The following is a 24,028-nucleotide window of genomic DNA, read 5'->3' on the forward strand; positions in this document are numbered from 1 at the left end:
GTTGAGCAAAGAGAGCCGAAAAAGATTACAACATTCAATAAGGCATGGGAGCGGGCATGGATATTCACGCGGAATTACTTTCAACGATTCAGGGTCTTGTTCAGCCAGGCAAGGGTGTTCTTGCAGCGGACGAAAGCCTCCCGACTATCTCGAAACGCTTCGATGCAGTGGGTGTTGCATCCACAGAAGATAAACGCCGGGAGTACCGCAGCCTGGTCTTTTCCACACCCGGGCTTGGAGAATTCGTCAGCGGTGTGATTCTTTTTGAGGAAACCTTGGGTCAGAACAGCCTGGATAATGTACCGATCGCCAAGCTGCTGGAAAGCCAGGGAATTGTGCCGGGCATCAAGGTAGATACGGGGAAAAAGCCCCTGATCAATGCTCCGGGCGATGAAATAACCTATGGCCTCGACGGCCTGGATGACCGATTGGAAATCTACAAAAACCAGGGTGCCCGTTTTGCCAAGTGGCGTGCTGTGTACAACGTCTCCGACACACTGCCCTCACGCCAGGCGGTGGAAGCCAACGCTGAAATGCTGGCCCGGTATGCCGCATTATGCCAGTCAAAAGGTATTGTGCCCATTGTAGAGCCAGAGGTGCTGATTGATGGCAACCACACCATCAAGCGATCTGCAGAAGTGAATGAAGCCGTGATTGCGGAGGTTTTCAACGCCCTGCGCCGCCACCGCGTGCAACTGGAAACGATAATTCTAAAGCCCAGCATGGTAACGCCCGGCAAAGCGTGTGCAAAGGCATCTCCGGCAGCCGTAGCAGAAGCTACTTTGCGGGTATTACGCAGGGTTGTTCCGGCGGCCGTTCCGGGTATCAATTTCCTCTCCGGCGGACAGGCTCCCGAAGAAGCTACCCTCAACCTGAACGCGATGAACAGCCTTGGCCAGCAACCCTGGAACCTGAGCTTTTCTTATGGACGCGCTCTGCAGGAACCGGCACAGAGGGCTTGGGCCGGAAAACTGGATAACGCCCACGCTGCCCAAACGGCCATACTCAAACGGGCCAGGCTCAACGGCGCGGCCAGCTCTGGGGCGTATAAAACGGATATGGAAGGCTAAATCAGTCACATCCTGCCCTACAAGCACCCTAGCCGTTGAACAACGCAGTTCGTGTGTCTGCTTCAAACTATGCTGTGCCCGTCCATATTCAAAGCGCTGATGATTATCCAGCCCTGAGGCTCAGAAAAAGAAATGCCGAATCATTTGCGCCAAAATCAACACGGCCATCAGCGGGAAAATGAATCGCGTGAGGTTGCCATAATCACGCGATTCACCTTTCGGCGCATATTTCTCAACCAGCGGCAGAATAACGATCAGCGCCACAAACAGCACCGCCAGTATGATCAATAGTGTTTCCATAATAAAAGTCCTTGAATACCGGATGTTGGTGGAGACAGATGTCAAAAGTAATGACCAAGAATGTTTATCGTATATAATCGCGCATTTTTGAGGAAAGAAAATGCTCAAAACGCCCTATTATCTGATCGATAAAAGCAAACTTCTGCGTAACCTGGAAATCATTGCCAGGGTGCGGGAAGAGTCTGGTGCCAAATCCTTGCTGGCGCTCAAGTGCTTTGCCACCTGGGGTGTCTTTGACTTGATGCAGGCGTACATGGATGGCACAACGTCTTCTTCTCTGAATGAAGTCAAACTGGGTAAGCAGAAATTTGCAGGGGAAACACACGCCTACAGTGTCGCCTACGCTGATGATGAGATTGAAGACATTCTGGCTCACAGCGATAAAATCATCTTTAACTCCATCAGCCAGCTACAGCGCTTCTCTGAGGCATCTGCCAACCAAACCCGGGGGCTGAGAGTCAATCCCGGTGTCAGCTCCTCGGGTTTCGCCCTTGCCGATCCGGCCCGCCCGCACAGCCGCCTGGGTGAGCACGACCCGGAAAAAATCGCGGGCATTCTGGATCAGGTCTCAGGCTTCATGTTTCACAACAACTGTGAAAATGCCTCCTTCGAGCGCTTTGATGAACTTCTGCAGGTAATCGAAACACGTTTTGGGCACCTGCTGGAAAATGTCAACTGGGTCAGTCTGGGTGGTGGCATTCACTTTACCGGAGAAGGCTACCCTCTGGAGCGCTTCTGCCAGAGGCTGAAGGCCTTTGCTGAGCGTTATGCTGTGCAGGTTTATCTGGAGCCCGGCGAAGCCGCCATCACCCATTCTACCAGCCTCGAAGTTACTGTTCTTGACCTGCTCAACAACGACAAAGACCTGGCGATTGTTGATTCGTCCATTGAAGCCCATATGCCAGATCTATTGATCTACCGGGAAAGCGCAAAACTTGAGCCCAACCGTGGTAATTACACGTATCAGATTTGTGGAACATCTTGCCTGGCCGGTGATATTTTCGGCGAATTTCAATTTGAGAAGCCTTTGCAGATCGGTGACTGTCTCTCTTTTCAAGATGCAGCTGGCTATACGATGGTCAAGAAAAGCTGGTTTAACGGCGTGAAGATGCCGTCTATTGCGGTTAAACAGCTGGATGGGCGTATTGAACTCGTCAAGTCGTTTGGCTATGACGATTTTGTGCAGGCATTGTCGTAGAGATTGCCGTGGGCGGCCTGACCTGACAACATCTCGCCCTCAACGAATGAACAGCGGTTTTAAAATTGGAGTTTTGTCTGGAAATGAAAAAAAATGTCTTGATTATCGGAGGTGGGGGCGTTGCTCAGGTGGTCGCCCATAAATGCGCTCAGAATAATGACGTTCTGGGCCAAATCACTTTGGCTTCACGTACTCAATCCAAGTGTGATGCCATTGTTAAAAGTGTGGAAGAAAAAGGCAGCATGAAGGTGCCGGGCAAAATTCAAACCTTTGCGCTGGATGCCTTGGATATTCCTGCCACTGAAGAATTGATCTATAAAACGGAAGCCCAGATTGTTATCAATGTTGGCTCGGCTTTTATCAATATGTCGGTGATGACCGCCTGCATCAATACCGGTGCTGCTTATCTGGATACCGCCATTCACGAAGAGCCGGATAAGATTTGCGAAGAGCCACCCTGGTACGGTAACTATGAATGGACGCGCAAGGATGAATTTGCAAAGGCCAAGACCACGGCTATTCTAGGTGTGGGCTTTGATCCGGGTGTCGTTAATGCTTATGCCAGGTTGGCGGTTGATGAATATTTTGACACGGTTGATTCCATCGACATTATCGACATCAATGCCGGGGATCATGACCGTTATTTTGCCACCAACTTTGATCCCGAGATCAACTTCCGTGAATTTACCGGGCGCGTTTGGTCCTGGCAGAATCGCCAGTGGACCAAAAACAAGATGTTCGAGAATAAGCGCACAGATAATCTGCCTGTGGTGGGTGAACATACCAGCTACATGACCGGGCATGATGAAATTCATTCACTGTCCAAAAACCTGGATGTGCCCAACATTCGTTTCTGGATGGGTTTTGGCGAGCACTACATCACGGTGTTTACGGTACTCAATAGTCTGGGTTTACTTTCTGAGCAACCCGTGAAAACGGCAGAAGGCCTGGAGGTGGTTCCCTTGAAGTTGGTGAAAGCAATTTTGCCCGACCCTTCTTCCCTGGCACCGAATTACACGGGTAAGACGTGTATTGGTGACCTGATCAAAGGTCAAAAAGATGGCAAGGAAAGGGAGATCTTTATTTTCAATGTGGCCGATCATAAAGACGCTTACGAAGAAGTGGGCAGCCAGGGCATTTCCTATACGGCAGGTGTTCCACCAGTGGCTGCCGCCCTTTTGATCGCTGATGGCACCTGGGATATAGGAACCATGGCCAATGTGGAAGAACTGCCACCCCGACCTTTTCTGAACCTGCTTAACCAAATGGGCTTGCCCACCTGTATTCGTGATGAACAAGGTGAAAGGCCACTGACCTTTTTCTGAGTTATTTTTCAATAAAGACAAAAAGCCAGCTATTGCTGGCTTTTTACTGTTTAAGCTTCCAATAAATAGGCCCGTGCCTGTCCGTGATCTACCCTGGTTTAAATAAGGGACAGATTTGAAATCTGTCCCTGGTTCGCACTTTTTAATCGCATCAACAAGGCCGCCAACACCATGCCCACCCACAACAACGATACAGCCAGCCAACTGCTTGAATTGCACGTGAAGCATGAGGTTGCCTCACTGAAAGGCGCAAAGCTTCGCAAGTTTTTGAAGCAGGAGGTTAATGAGCTTCTTGATCACGCGGGCAATATCACACTGAATCGTATCGCCTCGGAAAACCAGGTAGCAGAAACCCTTCAGCGCGTTGTTGTGAATATGGAGCTAGACGCAGGCGTTCCGGAGCTGGCGGCTGAGATGGCAACCGAGGTTCTAAACGCACCGATTCAGGAAACGACCGCATTGGGGCAAATTGTCACCCAAGACCAAGTGACCGGCTTTCTGGATGCGGCGCTAGAACTAAGGCACCAACGTGAGCAGATAATCAGTGAGATTATTGAACACCCGATCTACCAGGAACTGATTTCAAACATGGTGTACCACGGTGTGGTCAATTATCTGTATGAAGACAACCTGATTACCAAGTCGGTGCCCGGCATTGGTTCGATGATGAAATTTGGCAAGCGCATGGCGAACAAAGCTGTGCCAGGACTTGATGAAACATTTGAGCGCCGTTTGAAAGCGTGGCTTGCAGAGAGCCTGCCCGGGCTGATCAGCCGTAGCGAGCAGTTTTTGCAGGGCGCGATATCGGATGATGAAGTGCGCAAAACGGTTATGGCTGCATGGGAAAACGTGGAGAATAAAACGCTTGCCGAGCTTCAAGGAGGACTGGGCGCTGTTCAGCTAACGGAGTTTGTGGCGCTGGGCTATGAGTTCTGGCTGCAGTTCCGAAAAACCGACTATTTTGACGGCTGCGCCCGAGCCGTGGTTGCGCACTTGTTTGTAAAATATGGTGACCGACCACTGACCGATCTGCTTGACGATCTGGGCGTTACCCGTGAAGTCATCATGGCAGAGGCGGACGCCTGGGCCATTCCGGTTTTAGGCGTGCTTCAGGAAGAGGGGTATATCGAGGCCCTGGTGCGGCGGCGGCTGTCAGCTTTCTATAAATCCGCAGCAGCACGAAAAATTCTTGAGCCGGAGTCTAACGATAAGGGACAGATTTGAAATCTGTCCCTGGTTGAATTGACTGTGCCTGTCCATGAAAATGGGTGATGGTTGCGTAACCGGGCTTTGAATATCACAGCCCCGTCGCAGCGCTCTATTCCGGTAGTGTCGCCGTTACCTGAATGGACTCATACCAGGTGGCCAGATCCTCAATTTCGGTATCCGTAAGATTCTTGGCAACTACGGTCATCATTTCATGCTCGCGCTGACCGTCACGAAAGCGCTTGAGCTGGAGTTCAAGGTAGATCTGACTTTCGCCGGCGATGTTCGGTGCAATGGGAATTTTGGCAATACCATCAAGTCCGTGGCAGGTCTGACATTGTCTTGCCAAAACCTTGCCTTTAACGGGGTCACCCGCATGACTGGCGGGAGTGGCGAGGACCATAATGACAGTCAGACCGAGAGTAAACAGCGGTGCCGAATAGCGCATAAAATATCAGTCCTGGGAATAGGCCAGGGGCATTACCGCCCCTGGCATCGATACGAACCGGGCTAACTTAACCGGCCGCTGTTACTCGCCAGTGTAGGCAATCCGATAAATAGCACCTGCCAGGTCATCTGACACCAGCAAAGAGCCGTCTTTCAGTTGTGCAACATCCACTGGACGCCCCAGATACTCGCCATTATCCGTGAGCCAGCCTTCGGCGAAGGGACGGGTCTCACCGGTCATGTTGCCCTCAGCGTCTACCGGAGTGAACATCACCCGTGCACCGACCGCTTCGGTGCGGTTCCAGGACCCATGCTGGGCCGAGAAAATACCACCCTGATATTCTTTCGGAAACATATTGCCGGTATAGAACATCATCCCCAGGTCTGCTGCATGCGCAACGGTCGTGCTAACCGGATAAGCCACATCGGCTGGTGGCTCATCGCCCTTGTATTCAGCAGTGCGAACCGCCCCACCACCGTAGTAGGGAAAGCCGAAGTTCTGACCCTGCTGGGTCTGCCGGTTGATTTCACCCGGTGGTATATCATCTCCCATACCGTCTACCTGATTGTCGGTAAACCAGAGATCGCCGGTTGCAGGGTTGAAGTCCTGGCCTACGGAGTTACGGACACCCAGAGTGTAAACTTCCCGGCCTGTGCCATCCTGGTTTATGCGAATAATGCCGCCGAGCCCCTGGGACTGATAGTCATCCCACAGATTTTGGGGTGGCACATTGTGGGGCTGCCCCAAAGAGATATAGACCTTGCCGTCCGGCCCCACATCACAAACGCGCGCGGTATGGTTGTAGCTAACGTATTCCTCTGGAATCAGCTGACCACCGGCAATCAGCTCTGCGGCGACGACATCCGTGCCCTCATAAAAGAACTCTGCTGCGGGGTAGGCCAGAACGCGGTTTTGCTCCGCAATGTACAAGACACCTTGGGGGGAGAAGCAAGGCCCGTTGGGGACTTTCTTCGAAACGGATGGCGCAAAATTTTTCACCTCGTCGGCCACCCGATCTTTGTCGCGATCAGTAACCACCCAGACTTCTGTTTTGCGCGTACCCACAAACGTCGCCACCCCCTGAGGACCCACTGCCATATGACGGGCGTCAGGCACCAGAGCATAAAGGGTGATCTCAAAGCCTTTGGGTACTGAAACATTTTTCAGTAAGTTGCGGATAGCGTCCGCGCTGCTGCTATTCTGGTCAATGGTGGTGAACTCAGAATCGCCAGTGACCTTGAATTGCCCCAGTGTCTTCAGCGTCTCGTCGGTTGTTCCCTGCGCCTGAACCTGTGTGGCGACAAGCAAGGTCGTAAGAATCACTAATGGTTTTTTTATCATTGTAAGTGCTTCCGCTGTGTGGTTTTTAACCAGTCTCCGAGATCTGAGTTAAGGCGTCAGCAACATGGGTGTCAAGAATCAACGGTGAATAACTGGTAGGACCAGCTGTGAAGCCTTAGTCCGGAAATTAATTGTGCCTACCCATTCACTACCCCATCCTGAACCGTGCAACCTGGGTTTGCAGGCCCTCACCAAATCGCGCCAGCTCGTGGCTTGCAGCGGCAACTTCCGTTGAGTCATTGGCGGATTGTTCACTGACATCCCGAATCAACGTAACGTTCTGGTTGATGTCCTCGGCAACGGCGGTTTGTTGTTCGGCAGCGGTAGCAATCTGGCTATTCAGACGGCTGATGTCCTCCACAGCCCGAGTAATTTCCATAATTTGCTCACCGGTAGATTGAGCTTTCTCCAAAGTTCGGTGCGCAAGTTCAGAGCCTTGCCTCATGGTCACAACCGATCTCTCCGCACTGTTCACCAAACTGTTGACTAAACCTTCAATTTCGGTGGCCGAGGTTTGGGTACGTTTTGCCAGCGATCGAACTTCATCTGCCACCACCGCAAAGCCGCGGCCCTGTTCACCGGCCCGGGCTGCCTCAATAGCTGCGTTTAGTGCCAGCAAGTTGGTTTGATCCGCGACGGATTTGATCACATCAAGTACCGACACAATGTTCTGGGTATCGGCCTGTAGGGCTTGCAGGCGCTGGGTGACTTCCAGCACTTTGTCGTTCAGTTCTGTCACATGGCTCAGGGTTTCATTAACCGCTGCCTCGCCCGCCGCCGCTTTCTGATTAGCCAGATTGGCCGCAGTGAAGGCAGCGCTGGCATTGGTGGCGACATCGTTTGCCGTAGCCACCATTTCATTCATGGCCGTGGCAACTTGGTCGGTCTGGTCACGCTGCTGGGCAATGCCTGAGCTGGTACGTTCGGTCACCACCGAGAGCTGGTTGGCGGAAGTGGTGATCAGGCCAGAATTCGTATTGATACTGCGCACCAGATCCCGCAAGTTAACCACCATGGTGCCCAGCGCTGACAACAATTGCCCGAATTCATCACCGCGATCACTGCGGATATCTGCACTCAAATCACCGGAAGCAACCCGGGTCGCCAGGCTGACGGCTTCACGGATTGGTCGGGTAATACTACGGGTGAGCAGCCAACCCGAAAATGCGCCAAGTACAAGCACGCTGAACATTGCGACTACGATCAAAGTGACTGCTTGCTGACGTTCGGAGACCATGATTTCGAGCTGCAACTTTTGTAGGGTGACGGCATCGCTGATGGTCGCGCCCGCCCCCTTGACCATGCTTTTCTCTAGTTCCTGGGCGGTCAGAGTGGAGGCGAGGGCAACGTCGAACGCTTCGATGTAATCCTGGAATAGCCGTTCTACTTCTTCTTTAATGTTCAAGGCGGCGTAGCTGTTCCTGACCAATTCAAGTGCCATCGAACCCATCTTGATGAATCGGTCGGCCGCGTCGGCGTTGTTTTCCACCAGGAATCTGCGCTCTTGTCGGCGCATTTGCTTAACCATGTTTTCCGCCTCAAACAATAATTTTTCGGTGCTGAGACGACTTTCAACCAAACGTGAACTCTTCTCTAATGTCTGAATCGCCTCACTGCGTTGATTAATGGTATTGGCAAGGGCACTCAGATTTTGCTGATATTGCCGAATACCCGCTTGCATGGCGTTGAGCCTATCAATATGTGCGGGTGCAACAAGGCGGGTTTTAAGATCTTCCATTTGCAGGGACGCCGCGTCGGTCAGCGTGGTAACCCGCTCAAGATATTGGTCTTGTTTTCGCAACAGGTAATTTTTTTCAGCGGTACGGGCTTCCAACAGAGCCGACTCGACACTGCCCACATCCGCCACTACGAGTGAACGCTCGCCGTAGTTGTTCAGGGTGAAAAGCCCTATGGCCCCAATGACCACCGACAGCAGAATCAGAAGGGTAATACCCGCGGCTAACTTGCCGCCAATCGACCAGTTAGAAAACATGTTTGGGAAAGGCATTCTCGGGTTCCTGGGTAGGTAAGATGACGGGTTATTGCCATGCGTCTTATATATGACATGGTAACGGCTGGAGCGAAAATAAGTTGAGGATTTTGAGGAATTGATTGTGCTGTCCAGTCGCTAGACACCCGTTTTTCCAGATAGGTTTTTTAACTTATCGGAACCGTGGCTGTGTAGGGTACTGATCACACCGTGGGTCAGCCTTGGGTACGTGCCCGAAGGCACGGTGGCACGAAAATCAGGTTTTCATGTATTATTCCAGAAATGGCGACCGAGGTATTTAGCGTTCCCAATAGCGACAGGCCCAATATGAAAGTGAAGATCACGGTTAAAAAGACGCTGCAAAACTTATCAGCTTCGTTCACATTTATTATTCAAAGTTCGCCTTGAAAAGCACTCAGTCTTCACCCTCCCTGACGAGTGGCTCAGTCTTAGCCCACATGATAAGGCTGTCCATCCCGGCATCAATGGGTATGGTGTTCAACACTTTGTACAACCTCACAGACATTTGGTTCGCGGGCTACCTCGGTGACGATGCGCTTGCGGGCCTATCAATAGCTGGCAGCGTGTTTTTCTTGTTGCTCTCCATTGGTCTTGGAATACAGGCGGGTGCGTCAGCCATGATTGCGCCGGAGGTTGGACGGGGTGCCGTAAAAGGTGCCATAAAAGGTGCCATAAAAGGTGCCATAAAAGGTGGCACCAGTCAGGTCAAGTATTGGATCAACAACGTCACTGGAATGGCAATTGGATTCAGTGTTTTATCCTTTTTGCTCGGCGCTTTCACAGCGCGACCCTTGGTCGTTTTACTGGGAGCAGAGCCGCATATTGAACCATTAGCCATGGAGTATTTGTGGGTAACCTTGGCAGGTTCTATCGGCTTCATGCTCTCTTTTGGCGCCGCTGGGGCTTTAATGGCTCTGGGTGATACTAAGTCCAACCGCAACGCACTGGCCATTGGCTTTTTTGTGAACTTTGCATTAAACCCACTTTTCACGTTCGGCCTTGGGCTTGGCGTGACTGGTATAGCATTAGCGACCGTTATTATTAAAATAGCGACTGCATTTTACTTGTTACGAGTGCTTTCTAAACGGCTCGACATACGGATAAGACCAGCGTTCGACTGGCCACGGTGGCAAGCTTTGCTCAAACAAGTTCTGCCCGCTAGCTTCAATACACTCACCATCGTTCTGGGTGGCTTCATTACCGTGGCTCTCATCGGACAATTTGGCAGTCATCACGTGGCTGGTTACACAGTGGGTTTAAGACTCGAACAACTTCTGTTATTGCCTGCACTGGGTTTAAACAGTGCGGTTATGGCTATTGCCGGTCAGAACCTAGGTGCCGGCAACAGCTCGCGAGTGGCCGAGACCTATCAGAAGAGTTTGGTAATTGGACTGGCTATGGCACTGTTTTCAATACCTATTATGTACTTTTTGTCTCCGCTTATGATGGGCTTTTTTACCAACACTGATGCTATTAAGAACACCGGCGTAACCTATCTCAGGATCGATGCTTTAGCGTTCTATGCGTATGTGGTTTTATTTCAAAGTGTGGCGGTGCTGCAGGCAATGCGTAAGCCCATGTTCCCGATGTACCTCGGTATCGCACGGCAGCTGGTGATACCTGCGATCATTAACTATGTGCTGATTGTGCTTTGGGACTATCCCATGGTGTCAATGTTCTACACCATCGTGATTGTGGTGGTGGTCAGTTCGGTGATCGCGCACTTTTATACCAAGCGAGAAATTAGCAGGCTGCCTCCGGCTGGTGCACTCGAGTGATTAGATTTTGGTAGCCTTTGGGGTTTGGTGGATTGATCGCGGTGGCGGGGAATGTTTTTTCTTGGAAATGGAACTCGCTGCGCTCAAACACCCATTTCCGGCGAAAAAAATTCCCCACCACCCCGCTCTGTTTGGCGAAGTTGATATCGCTTTACCGACTTGATTCAAACAAAAAAGCCAGCTGGAAAAACTTCTCACCACAGTGAAGGTGGATGAATTGATGTTTACTGTGGATACAAAGAAGTCAGGCTTTGCGGGGGTCCGTTTCCGCGACCATAGGTTGTTGCAAATTTTGGTCGCGGAATGACAACAAGTTCTCGATGCCCTCAAAATCGACAAGAGCCCGGAAATCCAGCCAGTCGATCAGGCTGAACAGACAGATTGACGGATAATGCCAGTCTGTGAATTCGCCCGCATCCACCATGGCTGACAACTTACGCAAGGTCGTTATGATGCGTTCGCGCTGGATGTTGTAAAACATCACATCCTGCTCGATGTCGAGGCCGGATCGTTTCGACAACAGCATCGTGACAAAGGAATCGTTGGCCGCATCAATCAACGTTAGCTGGTTTTCCTGATCCCAGCTCGGGGCAGCGTTGCCCAGCTTAGCCCCAAGATAGCGAGCGATAACCCGGGAATCGTATATTTCCTGGCCGTCATCATCCAGCATCGGAATTTTGAGCGCCGGGTTATTTTTACGCAACTCGTCTCGCCCCTCGCCGTAGATATTCAGGTTCACAAAATCATAAGGACGGTCCGCCAGCAGCAGCCGGGTGCGTCGGACATAAGGGGATGTGGTCGAGCCAAGCAGCTTCATGGAGCCTCCGATTTGTCGTGTTATCGTATAAGTGTCTGTAGCTAACCTCATAGCGCCAGACCGGGCAACAGGCAGTCCCAACAATATGGCACGGAGCAGCCGCTCATGAATAGTGAACAATCAGGCCTTACAATAATCGAAGCAAAAGGATCCGGACAATGAACATGATGCAACGACTCGCGCTTACCGCGGCGACCTCTCTCGTTTTCACTACTGCAGCCTTTGCCGAGATAGTGTCTGAAACGGTGGAGTATACCGTCGATGGTGATTCGTTCACCGGCTACATGGTGTATGACGACGATGTTGAGGGCGAGCGCCCGGGAATACTGGTAGTTCACGAGTGGTGGGGCCACAACGAATTTGTCCGCAGCCAGGCCGAAAGGCTGGCTGAAGAGGGCTACACTGCGTTTGCACTGGACATGTACGGCACTGGTAAGCTGGCCGAACATCCTGACGACGCCAAGAAATTCATGCAGGCCACCATGGGCGACAAACAGGCACTCGAAGCCCGCTTCCGCGAGGCCATGAGCATTCTGCAGGACCATGAAACGGTCGACGAATCCCGGATTGCGGCCCAGGGTTATTGTTTTGGTGGTGCGGTCGTGCTCAACATGGCGCGGCTCGGCCTCGATCTTGACGGCGTCGTCAGCCTGCACGGATCACTGGGTAGCGACATCCAGCCCGAACAGGGCGCAGTTACGGCTAGGATTTTGGCCTACACCGGTGGCGCTGATCCGTTCGTTCCAGTGGAGCAGGTCACCGGTTTTGTCAGTGAAATGACCAAAGCCGGTGCAGACCTTAGCCTGACTGTGTTCCCCGGCGTCAAGCACTCCTTCACCTCCAAAGCGGCTAATGACACCGGTGAAAAGTTCGGGTTGCCCATGGCCTATAATAAAGAAGCCGCCAATCGTGCATGGGAAGGCACGATGGCGTTCTATCAGGATATATTTGCCCAGTAATCGGCCGTGTCGGTTGTCAGGGAGAACACTTGGTGCAGTTTCTCCCTGCCACTCTCATTGCCCTCAGCTACTTCGCCCAACGTGCTGGCACAGGAGGTGGGGGTGATAGGCATTTTTTCAGACTGGCCCGCCGCCGCCTACTACGCCAACTGCATGGGGCTTTGAGCGATTCAGACAGTAGACCAACACGCCAGCGGTGATAAACATCACCCCAGTGTAAATCGCTGGTACCAGCGACATCGCGTAATTGTTCAGCATACCCAGCGCCAACACCATCGACAGGCCACTGTTCTGGAGGCCAGTCTCCAACGTGATCGAAATGCTTTGCTGACGATTAAGTGCGAACAACCGAGCGCCATAAAAGCCAATAAGCATGGTCGAAAGGTTCAGCAGCAACGCTACCGGTCCGGCACTGATGATCGAATCAGCAAAGGTCTCCCGTTGTTGGTAGACCAGAAAGGCGATCAACAAGGCCAGGAAAATCACCGCAAAATACTTGACCCTTTGCTCGACGGCGATGGCAAGCACCGGCATAAAACGCCGGACTGTCATGCCAATAGAGATCGGGATAATGGTCAATAACACCAGGCTGACCATGGTACGGCCTATCGGTAGGGTTATTGCCTCACTCTCTCCCATAAAGTGGAGCAGCGAACCATTGACGATAAACGGAATGGAGAACACCGTCACTACACTCGCCACTGCCGTCAGGGTAACCGACAGTGCCACATCACCCTTGGCAATGTGCGCGTAAAGATTTGAGGTAGTGCCACCCGGGCAAACCACCAGCAACATCACACCGACCGCAAGTTCAGGCGAAAGAGGCACCAGATTGGCGAGACCAAAGCCAATCAGGGGTAACAGTACCAATTGGCAGCTGAGGCCAATGGCGACAGCCTTGGGGTAAGCCAGCACTCGCCTGAAATCGTCAGGAACCAGAGATAATCCCATTCCGAGCATGATCAGAAACAACGAAATGGGTACGATCTGAACGTTAACAAGGTGGACCAGCTGCTCCGCACTCATGACTTCTCCAATGCCGGGGCGGCATTACAAAGGGTTTTATTTTCTGACTTATTTGTCCTCCGAAACCAACGCTCAGAAACGACGCAATAATGTCATCAGAGTCTAGCGGCTTGACAGATATGCGGGAAATTCATTTGCAGAATGGACATGCCTGTCCATCACCAAATCTGAAGTCAGTGATCAGATAGTAGCCTTTGGGTTTTGGTGGATTGCTCCCGCGCCAATTCTCAATCCAGCAGACTAAGCCCAAACCAAAAAAGCCACGCGGTGCGTGGCTTGATTCAAAACGCCGGGATATAGAGGCTCACGCCGCCCAGTGATCGTCTCCCATATCCATCAGGCTGCCCTTGCCGCTTTCGATGTCGCTGAGCAACCAGTGAATTTCCAGCAGCAGCTTTTCAAAGTAAAAGCGGGCAGACACCAGCTTGCTTTCGAGCAGAGGCTTGTTGCCTTCGCCGGCTGCAATTTGCTGGCCGGCAACGTTGGCCATGCGTGACCACATGTAACCGATAACCGTCAGAGCCATCAGGCGCAGGTATGGCGTGGCAGCGGCACCCGCCTGCTCCGGATCTTTCGGGGCGTTGGTTGCCAGCCAGAGAGTGGCCTTTTCCAGCGAACTTACAGCGCCTTTCAGCTCATCGCGATGGGGTGCTTCCGGGTTGTCCTTCAGGTAGCTGGTCAGTACGCCAAACAGGGTGCGCACAAGCCGCCCGCCTTTCAGACTCAGTTTTCGGCCCACCAAATCCAGCGCCTGTATGCCATTTGTACCTTCATAAATGCGCGCAATACGGCCATCGCGAACCAGTTGCTCCAGAGGCCAGTCGGTGGTGAAGCCCGAACCGCCCAGCACTTGCAGGCCGATGTTCGTATTGTTAGAGCCTTCGTCGGTCAGAAACGCTTTCACCACCGGAGTAAGCAGTTGCACCAGGTCATCGGCGGATTCCCGTACCGCCTCGTCCGGATGGGCAACCGAGAGATCAAGCTGGTGACCGGCAAACAGGGCCATGGCACGCATGCCTTCGTTCAGAACTTTCTGGCGCATCAGCATACGGCGCACATCCGGGTGCACGATAATCGGGTCGGCCGGGCCATCCGGGTTCTTCACGCCGCTCATAGAACGGCCCTGCAGACGCTCGCGGGCAAATCCGAGGCTTTCCTGATAGGCCATCTCTGCCAGTCCAAGGCCCTGCATGCCCACCATCAGGCGTGCTTCGTTCATCATGGTAAACATGGCACGCATGCCGTCGTTGGGCTCACCCACCAGCCAGCCTTTGGCGCCCTCAAAATTCATCACGCAGGTCGCGGAGCCCTTGATGCCCATTTTGTGTTCCAGGCCACCACAGAAAGCCGGGTTGCGCTCGCCAGACTCAGGCAGAACCTTGGGAACCACAAACAGCGAAATGCCTTTTGTGGTGTCCGGCGCGCCGGGCAGTTTTGCCAGCACCAGATGCACAATGTTGTCGGTCAGGTCGTGTTCACCGCCAGTGATCCAGATTTTGGTGCCCTCAATGGCGTAGCTGCCATCTGCGTTGGGCGTAGCACGGGTGCGAATCAGACCCAAATCGGTGCCACACTGGGGTTCGGTTAGGCACATGGTACCTGTCCACTTGCCGGACACCAGTTTTTCCAGGTAAGTCTGTTTAAGCTCGTCGGAACCGTGGGCGTACAGTGCGCTGATAGCACCGTGGGTTAGCCCCGGGTACATGCCTAAAGACAGGTTGGTGGAGCAGACCATTTCATCCACCACAAACTTAAGCGTATGGGGTAACCCCTGCCCGCCAAACTCCACCGGCGCATCCAGTGCGGTCCAACCACCTTCTACAAACTTTTTGTAGGCCGGCTTAAACGCTTCAGGCGTTGTCACAGCGTGGGTTTCGGGGTCGTAATGGCAGCCTTCGCGGTCACCGGCTTGATTGGTCGGCTGAATCACTTCAGCCGCCACTTTTCCAGCTTCATCAATAACTGCAGAAATCAGATCCGGTGTGGCATCGGCGTATTTTTCCAGCTCATGAAGCCGGTCTACGCCCAGTACATCAAACAACAAAAAACGAAGATCATTTGCCGGGGCTTGGTATTTCATGAGCACTCTCCTAAATCGGATTCTTTGGTCTAGCAGTTTAGCGTTAATTCATACGACTGTTTTAATTTTGTGGTTCACCCGTTTATGACCTATTTATGCCCGTCCAAGATCCGATTTTTTCTGCGCGCAGAGCTGATCTGTACCTGCACGTGATCAGGCCGTGTCACAAAAGTGTCATCAGGCAGGGCCAAACGCCTGCTATTCTGTAGGTCCTAATTCACTGGAATCAATACAGGAACAGGGCAGCAATGAGGATTATTGCGTTCTATAGCCCCAAGGGCGGAGTTGGCAAAACGGCGGCGGCAGTGAACGTTGCATACCTTGCAAGCAAGGACAACTGTCAAACTCTATTGTGGGATCTCGACCCTCAAGGCGCTTCCAGCTTCTATCTTTCCGGTGCCGAGCCACTCAAAGGCAACAAACTCTCCAAACTGCTTGAGGGCAAATCGCCTATCGCCAAGTTCATCCACAGTGATGTTTACCCCCGCCTGGATTTTATTCCGGCACACTCGAGTTTCCGCAACTTCGACATCAAGCTTGATCAGGAAACCGATGGCAACCAACTCAAGAAGCTGCTCGCCCCACTTTCCGAAGAAACCAGCCTGGTGATTCTGGACTGCCCACCTACGCTGTCACGATTAACCGAACAGGTGCTGGAGGTGGCAGACCAGGTTTACGTGCCACTGGTGCCTACCTGGCTGTCCATGAACAGCTGGAATCAGCTGCACGATTTTGCCAAGAGCAAGAAATTGGGTGTTAAAAAGCTGCGCCCGTTTTTCTCTATGGTCGATCGCCGCAAGAAGCTGCACCGGGAGTTGGTTGAGCGTGGCCCGGAACTGACAGCCAACTGTCTGAACGTCGCAATACCCTACGCAAGCGTGGTTGAGCGTATGGGCGAAGAAGGCCAACCTCTGGAAAAACTGGATGCCAGAAGCACGGCGGCCGGGGCTTATCGCCAACTTTGGGCCAGCATTAAAAAAGACCTTGGGTGAGATCGGGTTGGTTTCGTTGTGTGAACCTTTTTAAAGCTGGGTTGTGCCTGCTCTTGATCCTTCAGGGGACAGATTTGAAATCTGTCCCCTGAAGGATCAAGCTATGCCTATACACGGTAAGTTCAATATGCAAGCCCAACACAACCGCTTGCAAATCCGCCGTTGGAAGGCCAGCGTAATATTGAGTACAGCACAAATGGACCCGGAGGTATTTCAAGATGCCAATCAGCGCAACGGATTTTCTGAAGAAGCACGGCTACGACGAGGAAGATAAGGGAGACCACAGTCTGCAACACAACGCGAAGGAGCATGCCAAGCACCTGAAAAAACCGCATGCCGGAACGCCTCATGACTGGGAAGACTGGGAGCGTTATAAGCAGGAGCATCCGGACGAGGTGGAAGACGACGACGCAAACGAGGAATAGGCATTTTTATGGTCCTTAATGAACCTGAATGACCTGTGACTGCTACCTGCCCTGCCGTAAGGAATTCTGCACTGTTTAGGTAGCAGCCAAATCGAACTTGGGTCTGTGCATGTTCACCGAACCCGGGTCTGTGCCTGTCTGGATTGCTATTGCCTCTTCAAATTCGGTTCAAACGAATGATAACAATCGCGGCCAAAGCCAAGATTAGGATTGCAATTGCTTCGTACAAAATGTTCTCAGGCGCCATGTCTTTGCCTTGCAGGATAATGAGTCGGGCGAGTGCCGTAATCGCAATGAAAATCGGGTAGACAAAGGCAGAGCGCCGATCCGAGTAAAACACAGCCACCATGCCGATCACCTCCAGGTAAAGAAACATCAGCAGGATGTCCGCAAGTTGGATTCTCTGGGCGCTGTAGACCGTGAGAAGCTCGAAGGCCACACCGCCCAGCGTCATCAACACAACGATGATCAGCAACAGGTTCTCGATCACCTTGAAAGTAGCAAGAGCGAAAGTCTTTTTGCCGGAATCGACACCGGCTACGTCGTCATTCCCGCTTGCCGTTGACTGCGTTTCTGAGTCTTGACTGCAATCTGTATTTCTTTTAATGCTCATAATTATGACTTAAGTATCAGGTGATTTTAGCGCACATCTAGGCTCCGGCGGACTGCGCTGGGGATCTAAGCTGCACCGGAGACTAAGCTGTGCCGAGACTAAGCTGTGCCTGTCCACCTTCAGACCATACGTATATTGCGCAGCTATTGATCAGTTCGAACCCGAAAGACTGCTGTGCCTGAAGACTGCTGTGCCTGTCCAGAAAGACTGCTGTGCCTGTCCAGACATTTGTGCCGGCTGCTGTGCCTGTCAGAAAGACTGCTGTGCCTGTCCAGACATTTGTGCCGGCTGCTGTGCCTGTCCATAATCTGCAGTAATGATCCTGAGCGGTGCCTGTCCAAGCTATAATTTCTGTACGAAGGAAAGACCTCATGACGCTACTTATGCGCTGCCTGCTTATCACAACGGTGTTGGCGCTGACGTCCGGGCCGGCGGCGGCTGACGCTACTTTCGACGAAAATGTTGCCTGGCAGGCATTGAAAGAAGGCAAGGCGCTATTGGTGCTCCGCCATGCGTTGGCTCCTGGCTTTGGCGATCCGGAGTCTTTCCAACTGAAGGACTGCAGCACCCAACGCAATCTGAGCGCAGAGGGCCGCAGGCAGGCGCAGGCGTGGAAGCCTTTTCTGGCAGCTCAGGGTATAAATGAAGCCCGGGTGTTCAGCAGCCAATGGTGCCGGTGCCTGGATACGGCAAGCGGGATGGCCATCGGCCCCGTAACCGAGTGGTCGTCTTTAAATTCGTTCTTTCAGGGCCGCGGTGATAGGAGGCTGCAAACCCAGCAGACCATTAAACAAGTGAACGAGATGCCGCCGGGCAAGCCAGTGATTATGGTGTCGCACCAAGTGAATATTACCGCCCTCACGGGCGTATACCCGTCGTCAAACGAGGGGGTCATCATTTCGCTGCCGCTGTCAGAAAATCCCAGGGTATTGGCACGCGTATCGCCTTCGACTTGACCTTTCGAATCAAGCACTTTCCGGCAAAACGTCTATGACCAAGTCGATTTCTATAGCCCCTCTGTGAAGAGTTCCTATGAAGAGTGCCTGTCTATATGAAGAGTGCCTGTCTACGAATATTAATTCCGAGAGGCAAGGTTTGGCCGAACCAGAAACCAACTGAGCAACACCAGCCCACCAAAAGCGGTGTAGCAGGCAACAAAGACCCACGGCGGCGCTTGAAAATATAAAAGCTGGTGCAACCAATGTGCGATGAAAGAACCATCGTAAACAATTTGACCTGCCCGCGCTCGCAGACTCATTTCCCAGGTTGTAAGCGGGCAAATGAAGCCGAACCAAGACTGCAAAACGACAACGCCGATTGCAACCAAGTGCACACTACGGAACCACACATTTCTCACCCACTGCCACTTCAGAAAAAAGCCCGCATAAACCAGTATCAGCCCGAAAACGACAAAAGCCACGAACAATACATGCGTGACAAGTATCACGTCAGCGGCAAAAGAATACAGCGTACTGAAGTCGATAAAGCCTCCTAACGCGCCGGTTTGGCGCCTGAGTGACTGTTCATGGGCCGTTAGGGGACAGATTTAAAATCTGTCCCCGGGATGTCATGGTCGGATTTATGCTGAGATCTAACCTACTATTATTTCACTCCGGCCCAAATGCGGCTTTACCAAGCGAACATTTTCGGATTCCTGTTCATAAGCATTGTGGCGAACATCCCAAAGCTCCACAGCATGCTGAATGTTCAGCCAGAACTCTGGAGTGTTACCAAGCGCAGCAGCCAGTTTGATTGCCATGGGCGCAGTCAGCGTTCCTTTATCATGCACAAGTCGACTCAGTGTGTTTCTGTGAACGCCCATGGCTGCTGCCAGCTCGCTAATCTCAATATGCATCGCCTCCAAAAATTCGATCGCCAGCATTTGACCAACCGTTACCGGACGACGTTTTGTATTCTTCATAGCCTCTACCTCCACTAGCCCTTGTAAACATGGGGATCCAGATAAGTATCCTGAGCGATACCATCCACCCAGCGAAAAATGAGCCAATTTGTTTGTTCACTCGAACAGAGCACTGATCAAAACTAGCGCCCCCTTACAGTGCCGGGTATTTCTTATGGCCCAGATCCTCCTCATAGAAGGCCTCGAGCCCTGTGTCTCTGAATTCAACAGCCATACATTCCCTGTTCGCTTTTTAATCATCTTATGCACAACATCATTGTGCGTCAAGCTAACGGCCAGATCCTGAGCTGTGCCCATCCTGAGCTGTGCCTGTCCATGATCACTTCTTAGTCCATGATCACTTCTTAGTCCATGATCACTTCTTAGTCCATGATCACTTCTTAGATCCTGAGCTGCATTGAGCTGTGCCTGTCCATGGTCAAAACTTCCTGTAGCAAGGCTGAATGCATTGAGCTGTGCCTGTCCATGGTCAAAACTAGATATACAGTTCTTTATACAGTATCGTACAAGCATGCCAACGGTAGAAACCAAAATGACAGGAAGTCAATTATGCCAAAACCACGAGCACAGCAAGTCAGCGTATCCGATACGCCCTTCTACCACGTTATTTCCCGCTGCGTACGGCGAACCTTTTTATGCGGGGAAGACCGCTCGACAGGTCAAAGCTATGAGCATCGACGCCTGTGGATTGAAGAGCGTATTCGGCTGCTAGCGTCCGTATTTGCAATAGATGTGGCCGCTTATGCGGTCATGTCCAACCACTATCACGTGGTGGTAAAAATCAATCCGGACGAAGTGGTGCACTGGAATAACGATGACGTTCTGGAGCGCTGGTGCTGCCTGCACAAAGGTCCGCCCCTGGTACAGCGTTATCAGCGCGGAGACGAGCTGATTCCCGCAGAAATACGCCGGGTTGTTCAATACGCCGACACCTTCCGTGAAAGACTCGCTAATTTGAGCTGGTTCATGAAGTGTTTGAATGAGCCTGTAGCGCGGCGAGCCAATAAAGAGGACAACTGTACAGGGCATTTCTGGGAAAGTCGGTTCAAGTCACAGGCTTTGGATACCGAAGAAGCCGTGCTTTCCTGCATGGCCTACGTTGACCTGAATCCGGTTCGAGCCGCAATTGCGCCAACGCCGGAAACTTCCGAACACACCAGTATAAAAGAGCGCATAGCGCCGCAGTTCGACCTGGCAGAGGCGATACAAAGTCAGACAGCCCAGCACGCTTTGAACAACTTTACAGTCCCGTTAAAACCCCTTCTGGGTTTCGAGGGCGTTATCCGTAAAGGCTTCCAACGCGGCATTCTATTCGGGTTCGAGGATTACCTTACGCTGGTTGATTGCACCGGGCGCATCGCACGCGAAGACAAGCGCGGCGCTATTGAAGAGAACATGCTGCCGATTTTAAAGCGCCTCAACCTCGACCCAGACCGATGGTGCGAGCGAGCTACGCAGTTCGAAACAACCTACAACGATTATCGCTGTCATCGGCGAAGAGCGGCTTGAACCTAGCCATGATCAACTGCTCAGTGGTCCGTAGACGTGTTAACCGCCCATTCCGGATCTTTATATTGCGCTGTGCCTGTCCATTACTCACCTCCTGTAGTAAGGCTGAAAGAGCGAGAATCAATAAAAGTCATCTTCGCGCTGATGGCGTATAGCCAAAATGGTGACGTAGTCTGCGTCCTCAATCTCAAACAGCGCAACGTATCCTGCCGCCCCAAAGGCAATAACAAGCTCACGAAGAAATGGATTCGAGTCGTCGGCTTTACGACATGCAAACGGCATTAACTCGGCAAATTCATAAGCCTTTTCTATCGCTGCGCGAGCACGTATCGCAGCTTTCAGGTCATTCGCCGCCAAAAACTCAAACAACCGCTCTAGGTCTTCCTGCGCAGCTTCCGATACACGCAGTTGATAGCTCATTTAGTGCCGCGATATTTATCCAGAATAGCGTCCAAGGCCTCCAGAGAGTCTTCCTTACTCACGTACTTACCCGATTCTTTAGCGCTTTCACGCGCGGCCAAACCCCTTGCGATGAATGCCGCTTGGTTCTTGCGAAATTCGACCTGCTTTACCAGCGATTTTTCAACAAAACTGCTAAGGCTCTCACCATCTTGAAGCACACTTTCAGCGGCTTGCCGTAATTCAGGTGTAACACGCAGTGGTGGAATTGTGGCTGATTTCATAACAAACACCTCGCATTGCATATGCAATACAAAATACACCTTTTCGAGCCGCACAGCCAACAACAGGTCGGAGATTGCTGCATGGTCGCGGTGCCTGTCCTGCATGGTCGCGGTGCCTGTCCTAGGTTCAGGCCCGGTCCTAGGTTCAGGCCCGTGCACAGCGGGAATTAGGCGCATAACAAGGTCAGGTTGTGCGCCGAGCCGGCAATACGGATAAAGAAAGATCACTGATCGCTACAAATTCAGGCCTTTACAGCTGCTTACCGTAACGCACCCTTAAGCACAGAACAGCAAGAAGGCCCGGGGACGAATCCGCGGGCTTTATTTTTAAGCATCTGATAAATAATGATTTTTGTTTAAGGGTATTCGTTGTGCCTGTCCATGATCACTCCTGACCGGCCAAGAAGCTCGCGCCTGGTTGAATACTTGGGGCAACGATGATGAAAAGGTAGCGCCAGAGTGCCACGAGTAATTATCACCGAAGGCGCTGCGAAAGGCCTGGAACGATGCCGCAGGTTCTTAGCCACCAAAGCACCCGAGGGTTCTTAGCGGTGCCTGTCCCGATCCTGCGTGTTTGTCATGCCTGTCCATGATCAGGCAGATGATCAGGCACCGAGTGACCGACAAGGAATTGCAGTTAGCCCGAACCGGAACGCATGCGGATTTGTTTCAGGAGTAGTTCCGCCTGTGTGGACGGTTGCCAAGACTTCAGCCAGGCCCGGCCGTTCAGCCTTCGCACCGCTGGCCGAGTCCATTTAGACCTTTTCACAACCGGTCGCCTTTAGCGCGGCCCGTTGAAGATCCATAAAAAGCCCACAAAACGACCGTTAACTGATCATAAAACGCTTTCATAAATTCCATAGGTCATACACAATAAATGCTTGAGTACACGCTTAGCTTATAAAGGATCGAATCATGCAAAGCATGACACTAGAGCAGCTACGCGCCACAGCCAGCGCCGGCGGCGTTGTAGGCGTCACTTTGAAAGGCGAGGGCAGTGGCTTTTTCATGGAGATTGCCACCCGCAGCGGACAAGACGCTTTTTTGGTGAAGGCCCGGAGCACCGAGCCGCGCCGCTTCGGTAGTGCTAATTCGGCGCTGACTGTATTGCGCGGCATCGGTATTGCTGTTGCACAGATCGACGCGACTAACTGGGACCCCGACCAAAAAGAAGTCACGCAGAACCGGGATAACCGCGCCCAAGCAATGCGCCAAGCCCACGAAGCCGCCGCCTATAACCAGTGGTTGGCTGCGGAAATTCAGGAAGCCATCGACGACCCACGGCCGAGCGTTCCGCACAATGAAGTTATGACCCGGATGGACGCCCGCATTGCACGCCACAAGGCAGCAGGTGCGAAGCTAGCATGAATCAGCAGGCCAACTGACTCATGACGAAACCAAAGACCCCTTACCAAATTGTCTGGCGACCGATAGCCGAAGCCGACTTAGACAACATCGTTGACTACATCGCCCAGGACAACCCGATCAAGGCCGAGGAATTCGGCCAAGAACTGCGTGCCAAGGTGTTGCCGCTTGCGCAGCATCCAAAACTTGGCCGCACTGGCAGGCCCGGTCTAACGACCTTCCTGCGTGAGCTAGTTGCGCATCGAAATTACATTATTTTTTATCGCGTGCTGGACGAGGCACGCACTATCGAAATTTTGAGAGTGAAGCACGCGGCGAGGCAAACGCCGTGATTACCCCCGGTGCGCTAACACCGGTTTTTCAGGGGTGGCTGATGATGAATTTAGAGCGAAGTGCCGGGGTCAAAGCGAAGTGCCGGGGTCAGGTCTTGCGTTTTGCCCCTGCCTTGCCCTGCCGTTGTAGTCGTCTCAATCTGTCCGGCCTCAATGGTGGCAGCTTTGCCGTGGAATCAGTGGCAGCTTTCACGTGAAATGGGTGGCAGGCTTCGTCTGGAATCATTGGCAACCTTGGTCTGGAATACGCAGCCGAGTATACCGTCGATCCTGAGGTCTGCCTGTCCATGATCACTTCCACGACCAACCCAAACCGAACCTCATGCTGCGTGCGGCTGAATCTCTCGGGTCACTTGTTCCGCTTTGCTAATCTGAGCCCGGCGAAGCTCATACTCCGTTTGCAGATTCAGCCAAAAGCGGTCACTGGTGCCGAAGTACCGAGCAAGCCGGAGCGCCGTATCCGCGGTGACTCCCCGGTTTTCCCGGACAATTTCATTCATCCGGGTTGCCGGAACATGTAGCGCCTTGGAAAGCGCATTAACGCTCATTCCCAGCGGGTTTAAATACTCCTCCCGAAGAATCTCTCCCGGATGAATGGGGCGCATACCATTGCGAATCATAGTGCATTC

Annotated in this window: 24 protein-coding genes and 1 pseudogene; 12 read left to right on the forward strand and 13 right to left on the reverse strand. The window is 52.4% G+C overall.

The features are described 5' to 3' along the window. The first annotated feature begins 56 nt into the window (after positions 1-56). Complete coding sequence (locus MELB17_RS03790; RefSeq protein ID WP_007348815.1) at positions 57-1,070, forward strand: class I fructose-bisphosphate aldolase; 1,014 nt, start codon at positions 57-59, stop codon at positions 1,068-1,070. Between the two features lie 120 nt (positions 1,071-1,190). Here MELB17_RS03790 and MELB17_RS03795 read toward each other — a convergent pair whose 3' ends face one another. Beyond that, a complete protein-coding gene (locus MELB17_RS03795; RefSeq protein ID WP_007348816.1) occupies positions 1,191-1,370 on the reverse strand; it encodes a hypothetical protein in 180 nt (59 codons plus the stop codon). 100 nt (positions 1,371-1,470) lie between these two features. Here MELB17_RS03795 and nspC point away from each other — a divergent pair, with 100 nt between their 5' ends. From nspC to MELB17_RS03810, 3 genes are all read left to right on the forward strand, one after another. Next, entirely contained in the window at positions 1,471-2,568 is a 1,098-nt protein-coding gene (nspC, locus tag MELB17_RS03800) for a carboxynorspermidine decarboxylase (RefSeq protein ID WP_007348817.1), read from the forward strand. A gap of 83 nt (positions 2,569-2,651) precedes the next feature. Next, the gene (locus MELB17_RS03805) at positions 2,652-3,893 is read left to right on the forward strand and encodes a saccharopine dehydrogenase family protein (RefSeq protein WP_007348818.1); all 1,242 of its coding nucleotides are present in this window, start codon (positions 2,652-2,654) and stop codon (positions 3,891-3,893) included. A 171-nt stretch (positions 3,894-4,064) separates the two neighbouring features. Further along, positions 4,065-5,117: a hypothetical protein gene (locus tag MELB17_RS03810; RefSeq protein WP_007348819.1), complete on the forward strand. Its 1,053-nt coding sequence runs from the start codon at positions 4,065-4,067 to the stop codon at positions 5,115-5,117. 94 nt (positions 5,118-5,211) lie between these two features. On the opposite strand, the gene MELB17_RS03815 is transcribed toward MELB17_RS03810, so the two are convergent. From MELB17_RS03815 to MELB17_RS03825, 3 genes are all read right to left on the reverse strand, one after another. After that, complete coding sequence (locus MELB17_RS03815; protein ID WP_007348820.1) at positions 5,212-5,547, reverse strand: c-type cytochrome; 336 nt, start codon at positions 5,545-5,547, stop codon at positions 5,212-5,214. Positions 5,548-5,628: 81 nt separating this feature from the next. Continuing rightward, positions 5,629-6,888: a PQQ-dependent sugar dehydrogenase gene (locus MELB17_RS03820; RefSeq protein ID WP_007348821.1), complete on the reverse strand. Its 1,260-nt coding sequence runs from the start codon at positions 6,886-6,888 to the stop codon at positions 5,629-5,631. A gap of 148 nt (positions 6,889-7,036) precedes the next feature. Then, the gene (locus tag MELB17_RS03825; RefSeq protein WP_007348822.1) at positions 7,037-8,896 is read right to left on the reverse strand and encodes a methyl-accepting chemotaxis protein; all 1,860 of its coding nucleotides are present in this window, start codon (positions 8,894-8,896) and stop codon (positions 7,037-7,039) included. 467 nt (positions 8,897-9,363) lie between these two features. On the opposite strand from MELB17_RS03825, the gene MELB17_RS03830 reads away from it, so the two are divergent. After that, the gene (locus MELB17_RS03830) at positions 9,364-10,677 is read left to right on the forward strand and encodes an MATE family efflux transporter (protein WP_050774896.1); all 1,314 of its coding nucleotides are present in this window, start codon (positions 9,364-9,366) and stop codon (positions 10,675-10,677) included. Between the two features lie 244 nt (positions 10,678-10,921). On the opposite strand, the gene MELB17_RS03835 is transcribed toward MELB17_RS03830, so the two are convergent. Then, positions 10,922-11,494 (reverse strand): glutathione S-transferase family protein, encoded by a 573-nt coding sequence (locus MELB17_RS03835; protein WP_007348824.1) that lies wholly within the window; start codon positions 11,492-11,494, stop codon positions 10,922-10,924. Between the two features lie 158 nt (positions 11,495-11,652). Here MELB17_RS03835 and MELB17_RS03840 point away from each other — a divergent pair, with 158 nt between their 5' ends. After that, positions 11,653-12,453, forward strand: a complete 801-nt coding sequence (locus MELB17_RS03840) for a dienelactone hydrolase family protein (RefSeq protein ID WP_007348825.1) — start codon at positions 11,653-11,655, stop codon at positions 12,451-12,453. Positions 12,454-12,633: 180 nt separating this feature from the next. On the opposite strand, the pseudogene MELB17_RS03845 reads toward MELB17_RS03840, so the two are convergent. Both MELB17_RS03845 and MELB17_RS03850 read right to left on the reverse strand, forming a co-directional pair. Further along, positions 12,634-13,479: pseudogene (locus MELB17_RS03845) on the reverse strand (bile acid:sodium symporter family protein); the annotation flags it as partial. 304 nt (positions 13,480-13,783) lie between these two features. Then, complete coding sequence (locus MELB17_RS03850) at positions 13,784-15,559, reverse strand: acyl-CoA dehydrogenase C-terminal domain-containing protein (protein WP_007348827.1); 1,776 nt, start codon at positions 15,557-15,559, stop codon at positions 13,784-13,786. A 248-nt stretch (positions 15,560-15,807) separates the two neighbouring features. Between MELB17_RS03850 and MELB17_RS03855 the strand changes: the two genes are divergently transcribed. Together MELB17_RS03855 and MELB17_RS03860 are read left to right on the forward strand one after the other, a co-directional pair. Beyond that, positions 15,808-16,551: a ParA family protein gene (locus MELB17_RS03855; RefSeq protein ID WP_007348828.1), complete on the forward strand. Its 744-nt coding sequence runs from the start codon at positions 15,808-15,810 to the stop codon at positions 16,549-16,551. A 218-nt stretch (positions 16,552-16,769) separates the two neighbouring features. Next, positions 16,770-16,976 carry a hypothetical protein gene (locus MELB17_RS03860; protein ID WP_007348829.1) on the forward strand — a complete coding sequence of 69 codons (207 nt, stop codon included), beginning with the start codon at positions 16,770-16,772 and terminating at the stop codon, positions 16,974-16,976. A gap of 157 nt (positions 16,977-17,133) precedes the next feature. Here the strand turns inward: MELB17_RS03860 and MELB17_RS03865 are convergent, their stop codons facing one another. Further along, positions 17,134-17,589 (reverse strand): phosphate-starvation-inducible protein PsiE, encoded by a 456-nt coding sequence (locus MELB17_RS03865; RefSeq protein ID WP_007348830.1) that lies wholly within the window; start codon positions 17,587-17,589, stop codon positions 17,134-17,136. A gap of 371 nt (positions 17,590-17,960) precedes the next feature. On the opposite strand from MELB17_RS03865, the gene MELB17_RS03870 reads away from it, so the two are divergent. Further along, on the forward strand, positions 17,961-18,545 hold the full coding sequence (locus MELB17_RS03870) for a histidine phosphatase family protein (protein WP_007348831.1): 585 nt from the start codon (positions 17,961-17,963) through the stop codon (positions 18,543-18,545). Between the two features lie 119 nt (positions 18,546-18,664). Here MELB17_RS03870 and MELB17_RS03875 read toward each other — a convergent pair whose 3' ends face one another. Then, a complete protein-coding gene (locus MELB17_RS03875; RefSeq protein WP_227498780.1) occupies positions 18,665-19,036 on the reverse strand; it encodes a DUF2784 domain-containing protein in 372 nt (123 codons plus the stop codon). Between the two features lie 144 nt (positions 19,037-19,180). After that, a complete protein-coding gene (locus tag MELB17_RS03880) occupies positions 19,181-19,510 on the reverse strand; it encodes a HigA family addiction module antitoxin (protein ID WP_007348833.1) in 330 nt (109 codons plus the stop codon). A gap of 549 nt (positions 19,511-20,059) precedes the next feature. On the opposite strand from MELB17_RS03880, the gene MELB17_RS03890 reads away from it, so the two are divergent. Further along, positions 20,060-21,019, forward strand: a complete 960-nt coding sequence (locus MELB17_RS03890) for a transposase (protein ID WP_007348835.1) — start codon at positions 20,060-20,062, stop codon at positions 21,017-21,019. Between the two features lie 120 nt (positions 21,020-21,139). Here the strand turns inward: MELB17_RS03890 and MELB17_RS03895 are convergent, their stop codons facing one another. Together MELB17_RS03895 and MELB17_RS03900 are read right to left on the reverse strand one after the other, a co-directional pair. After that, positions 21,140-21,439, reverse strand: coding sequence for a type II toxin-antitoxin system RelE/ParE family toxin (locus tag MELB17_RS03895; protein ID WP_007348836.1), 300 nt, complete (start codon positions 21,437-21,439; stop codon positions 21,140-21,142). Beyond that, entirely contained in the window at positions 21,436-21,702 is a 267-nt protein-coding gene (locus MELB17_RS03900; protein ID WP_036183525.1) for a YlcI/YnfO family protein, read from the reverse strand. Before MELB17_RS03900 ends, MELB17_RS03895 begins: the two co-directional genes overlap by 4 nt. Before the next feature lie 915 nt (positions 21,703-22,617). Between MELB17_RS03900 and MELB17_RS03905 the strand changes: the two genes are divergently transcribed. Further along, positions 22,618-23,070: a hypothetical protein gene (locus tag MELB17_RS03905; protein WP_007348838.1), complete on the forward strand. Its 453-nt coding sequence runs from the start codon at positions 22,618-22,620 to the stop codon at positions 23,068-23,070. A 20-nt stretch (positions 23,071-23,090) separates the two neighbouring features. Then, entirely contained in the window at positions 23,091-23,399 is a 309-nt protein-coding gene (locus MELB17_RS03910; RefSeq protein ID WP_007348839.1) for a type II toxin-antitoxin system RelE/ParE family toxin, read from the forward strand. A gap of 320 nt (positions 23,400-23,719) precedes the next feature. Here MELB17_RS03910 and MELB17_RS03915 read toward each other — a convergent pair whose 3' ends face one another. After that, complete coding sequence (locus tag MELB17_RS03915) at positions 23,720-24,019, reverse strand: HigA family addiction module antitoxin (RefSeq protein WP_007348840.1); 300 nt, start codon at positions 24,017-24,019, stop codon at positions 23,720-23,722. Positions 24,020-24,028: the final 9 nt, after the last annotated feature.

Source organism: Marinobacter sp. ELB17, from assembly GCF_000169375.1.
Taxonomy (GTDB): domain Bacteria; phylum Pseudomonadota; class Gammaproteobacteria; order Pseudomonadales; family Oleiphilaceae; genus Marinobacter.

Coding starts and splice junctions, on each gene's coding strand:
- MELB17_RS03790 (WP_007348815.1), top strand. CDS start 57: ATGGATATTCACGCGGAATTACTTTCAACGATTCAGGGTCTTGTTCAG.
- MELB17_RS03795 (WP_007348816.1), bottom strand. CDS start 1,370: ATGGAAACACTATTGATCATACTGGCGGTGCTGTTTGTGGCGCTGATC.
- nspC (WP_007348817.1), top strand. CDS start 1,471: ATGCTCAAAACGCCCTATTATCTGATCGATAAAAGCAAACTTCTGCGT.
- MELB17_RS03805 (WP_007348818.1), top strand. CDS start 2,652: ATGAAAAAAAATGTCTTGATTATCGGAGGTGGGGGCGTTGCTCAGGTG.
- MELB17_RS03810 (WP_007348819.1), top strand. CDS start 4,065: ATGCCCACCCACAACAACGATACAGCCAGCCAACTGCTTGAATTGCAC.
- MELB17_RS03815 (WP_007348820.1), bottom strand. CDS start 5,547: ATGCGCTATTCGGCACCGCTGTTTACTCTCGGTCTGACTGTCATTATG.
- MELB17_RS03820 (WP_007348821.1), bottom strand. CDS start 6,888: ATGATAAAAAAACCATTAGTGATTCTTACGACCTTGCTTGTCGCCACA.
- MELB17_RS03825 (WP_007348822.1), bottom strand. CDS start 8,896: ATGCCTTTCCCAAACATGTTTTCTAACTGGTCGATTGGCGGCAAGTTA.
- MELB17_RS03830 (WP_050774896.1), top strand. CDS start 9,364: ATGGGTATGGTGTTCAACACTTTGTACAACCTCACAGACATTTGGTTC.
- MELB17_RS03835 (WP_007348824.1), bottom strand. CDS start 11,494: ATGAAGCTGCTTGGCTCGACCACATCCCCTTATGTCCGACGCACCCGG.
- MELB17_RS03840 (WP_007348825.1), top strand. CDS start 11,653: ATGAACATGATGCAACGACTCGCGCTTACCGCGGCGACCTCTCTCGTT.
- MELB17_RS03850 (WP_007348827.1), bottom strand. CDS start 15,559: ATGAAATACCAAGCCCCGGCAAATGATCTTCGTTTTTTGTTGTTTGAT.
- MELB17_RS03855 (WP_007348828.1), top strand. CDS start 15,808: ATGAGGATTATTGCGTTCTATAGCCCCAAGGGCGGAGTTGGCAAAACG.
- MELB17_RS03860 (WP_007348829.1), top strand. CDS start 16,770: ATGCCAATCAGCGCAACGGATTTTCTGAAGAAGCACGGCTACGACGAG.
- MELB17_RS03865 (WP_007348830.1), bottom strand. CDS start 17,589: ATGAGCATTAAAAGAAATACAGATTGCAGTCAAGACTCAGAAACGCAG.
- MELB17_RS03870 (WP_007348831.1), top strand. CDS start 17,961: ATGACGCTACTTATGCGCTGCCTGCTTATCACAACGGTGTTGGCGCTG.
- MELB17_RS03880 (WP_007348833.1), bottom strand. CDS start 19,510: ATGAAGAATACAAAACGTCGTCCGGTAACGGTTGGTCAAATGCTGGCG.
- MELB17_RS03890 (WP_007348835.1), top strand. CDS start 20,060: ATGCCAAAACCACGAGCACAGCAAGTCAGCGTATCCGATACGCCCTTC.
- MELB17_RS03895 (WP_007348836.1), bottom strand. CDS start 21,439: ATGAGCTATCAACTGCGTGTATCGGAAGCTGCGCAGGAAGACCTAGAG.
- MELB17_RS03900 (WP_036183525.1), bottom strand. CDS start 21,702: ATGAAATCAGCCACAATTCCACCACTGCGTGTTACACCTGAATTACGG.
- MELB17_RS03905 (WP_007348838.1), top strand. CDS start 22,618: ATGCAAAGCATGACACTAGAGCAGCTACGCGCCACAGCCAGCGCCGGC.
- MELB17_RS03910 (WP_007348839.1), top strand. CDS start 23,091: ATGACGAAACCAAAGACCCCTTACCAAATTGTCTGGCGACCGATAGCC.
- MELB17_RS03915 (WP_007348840.1), bottom strand. CDS start 24,019: ATGATTCGCAATGGTATGCGCCCCATTCATCCGGGAGAGATTCTTCGG.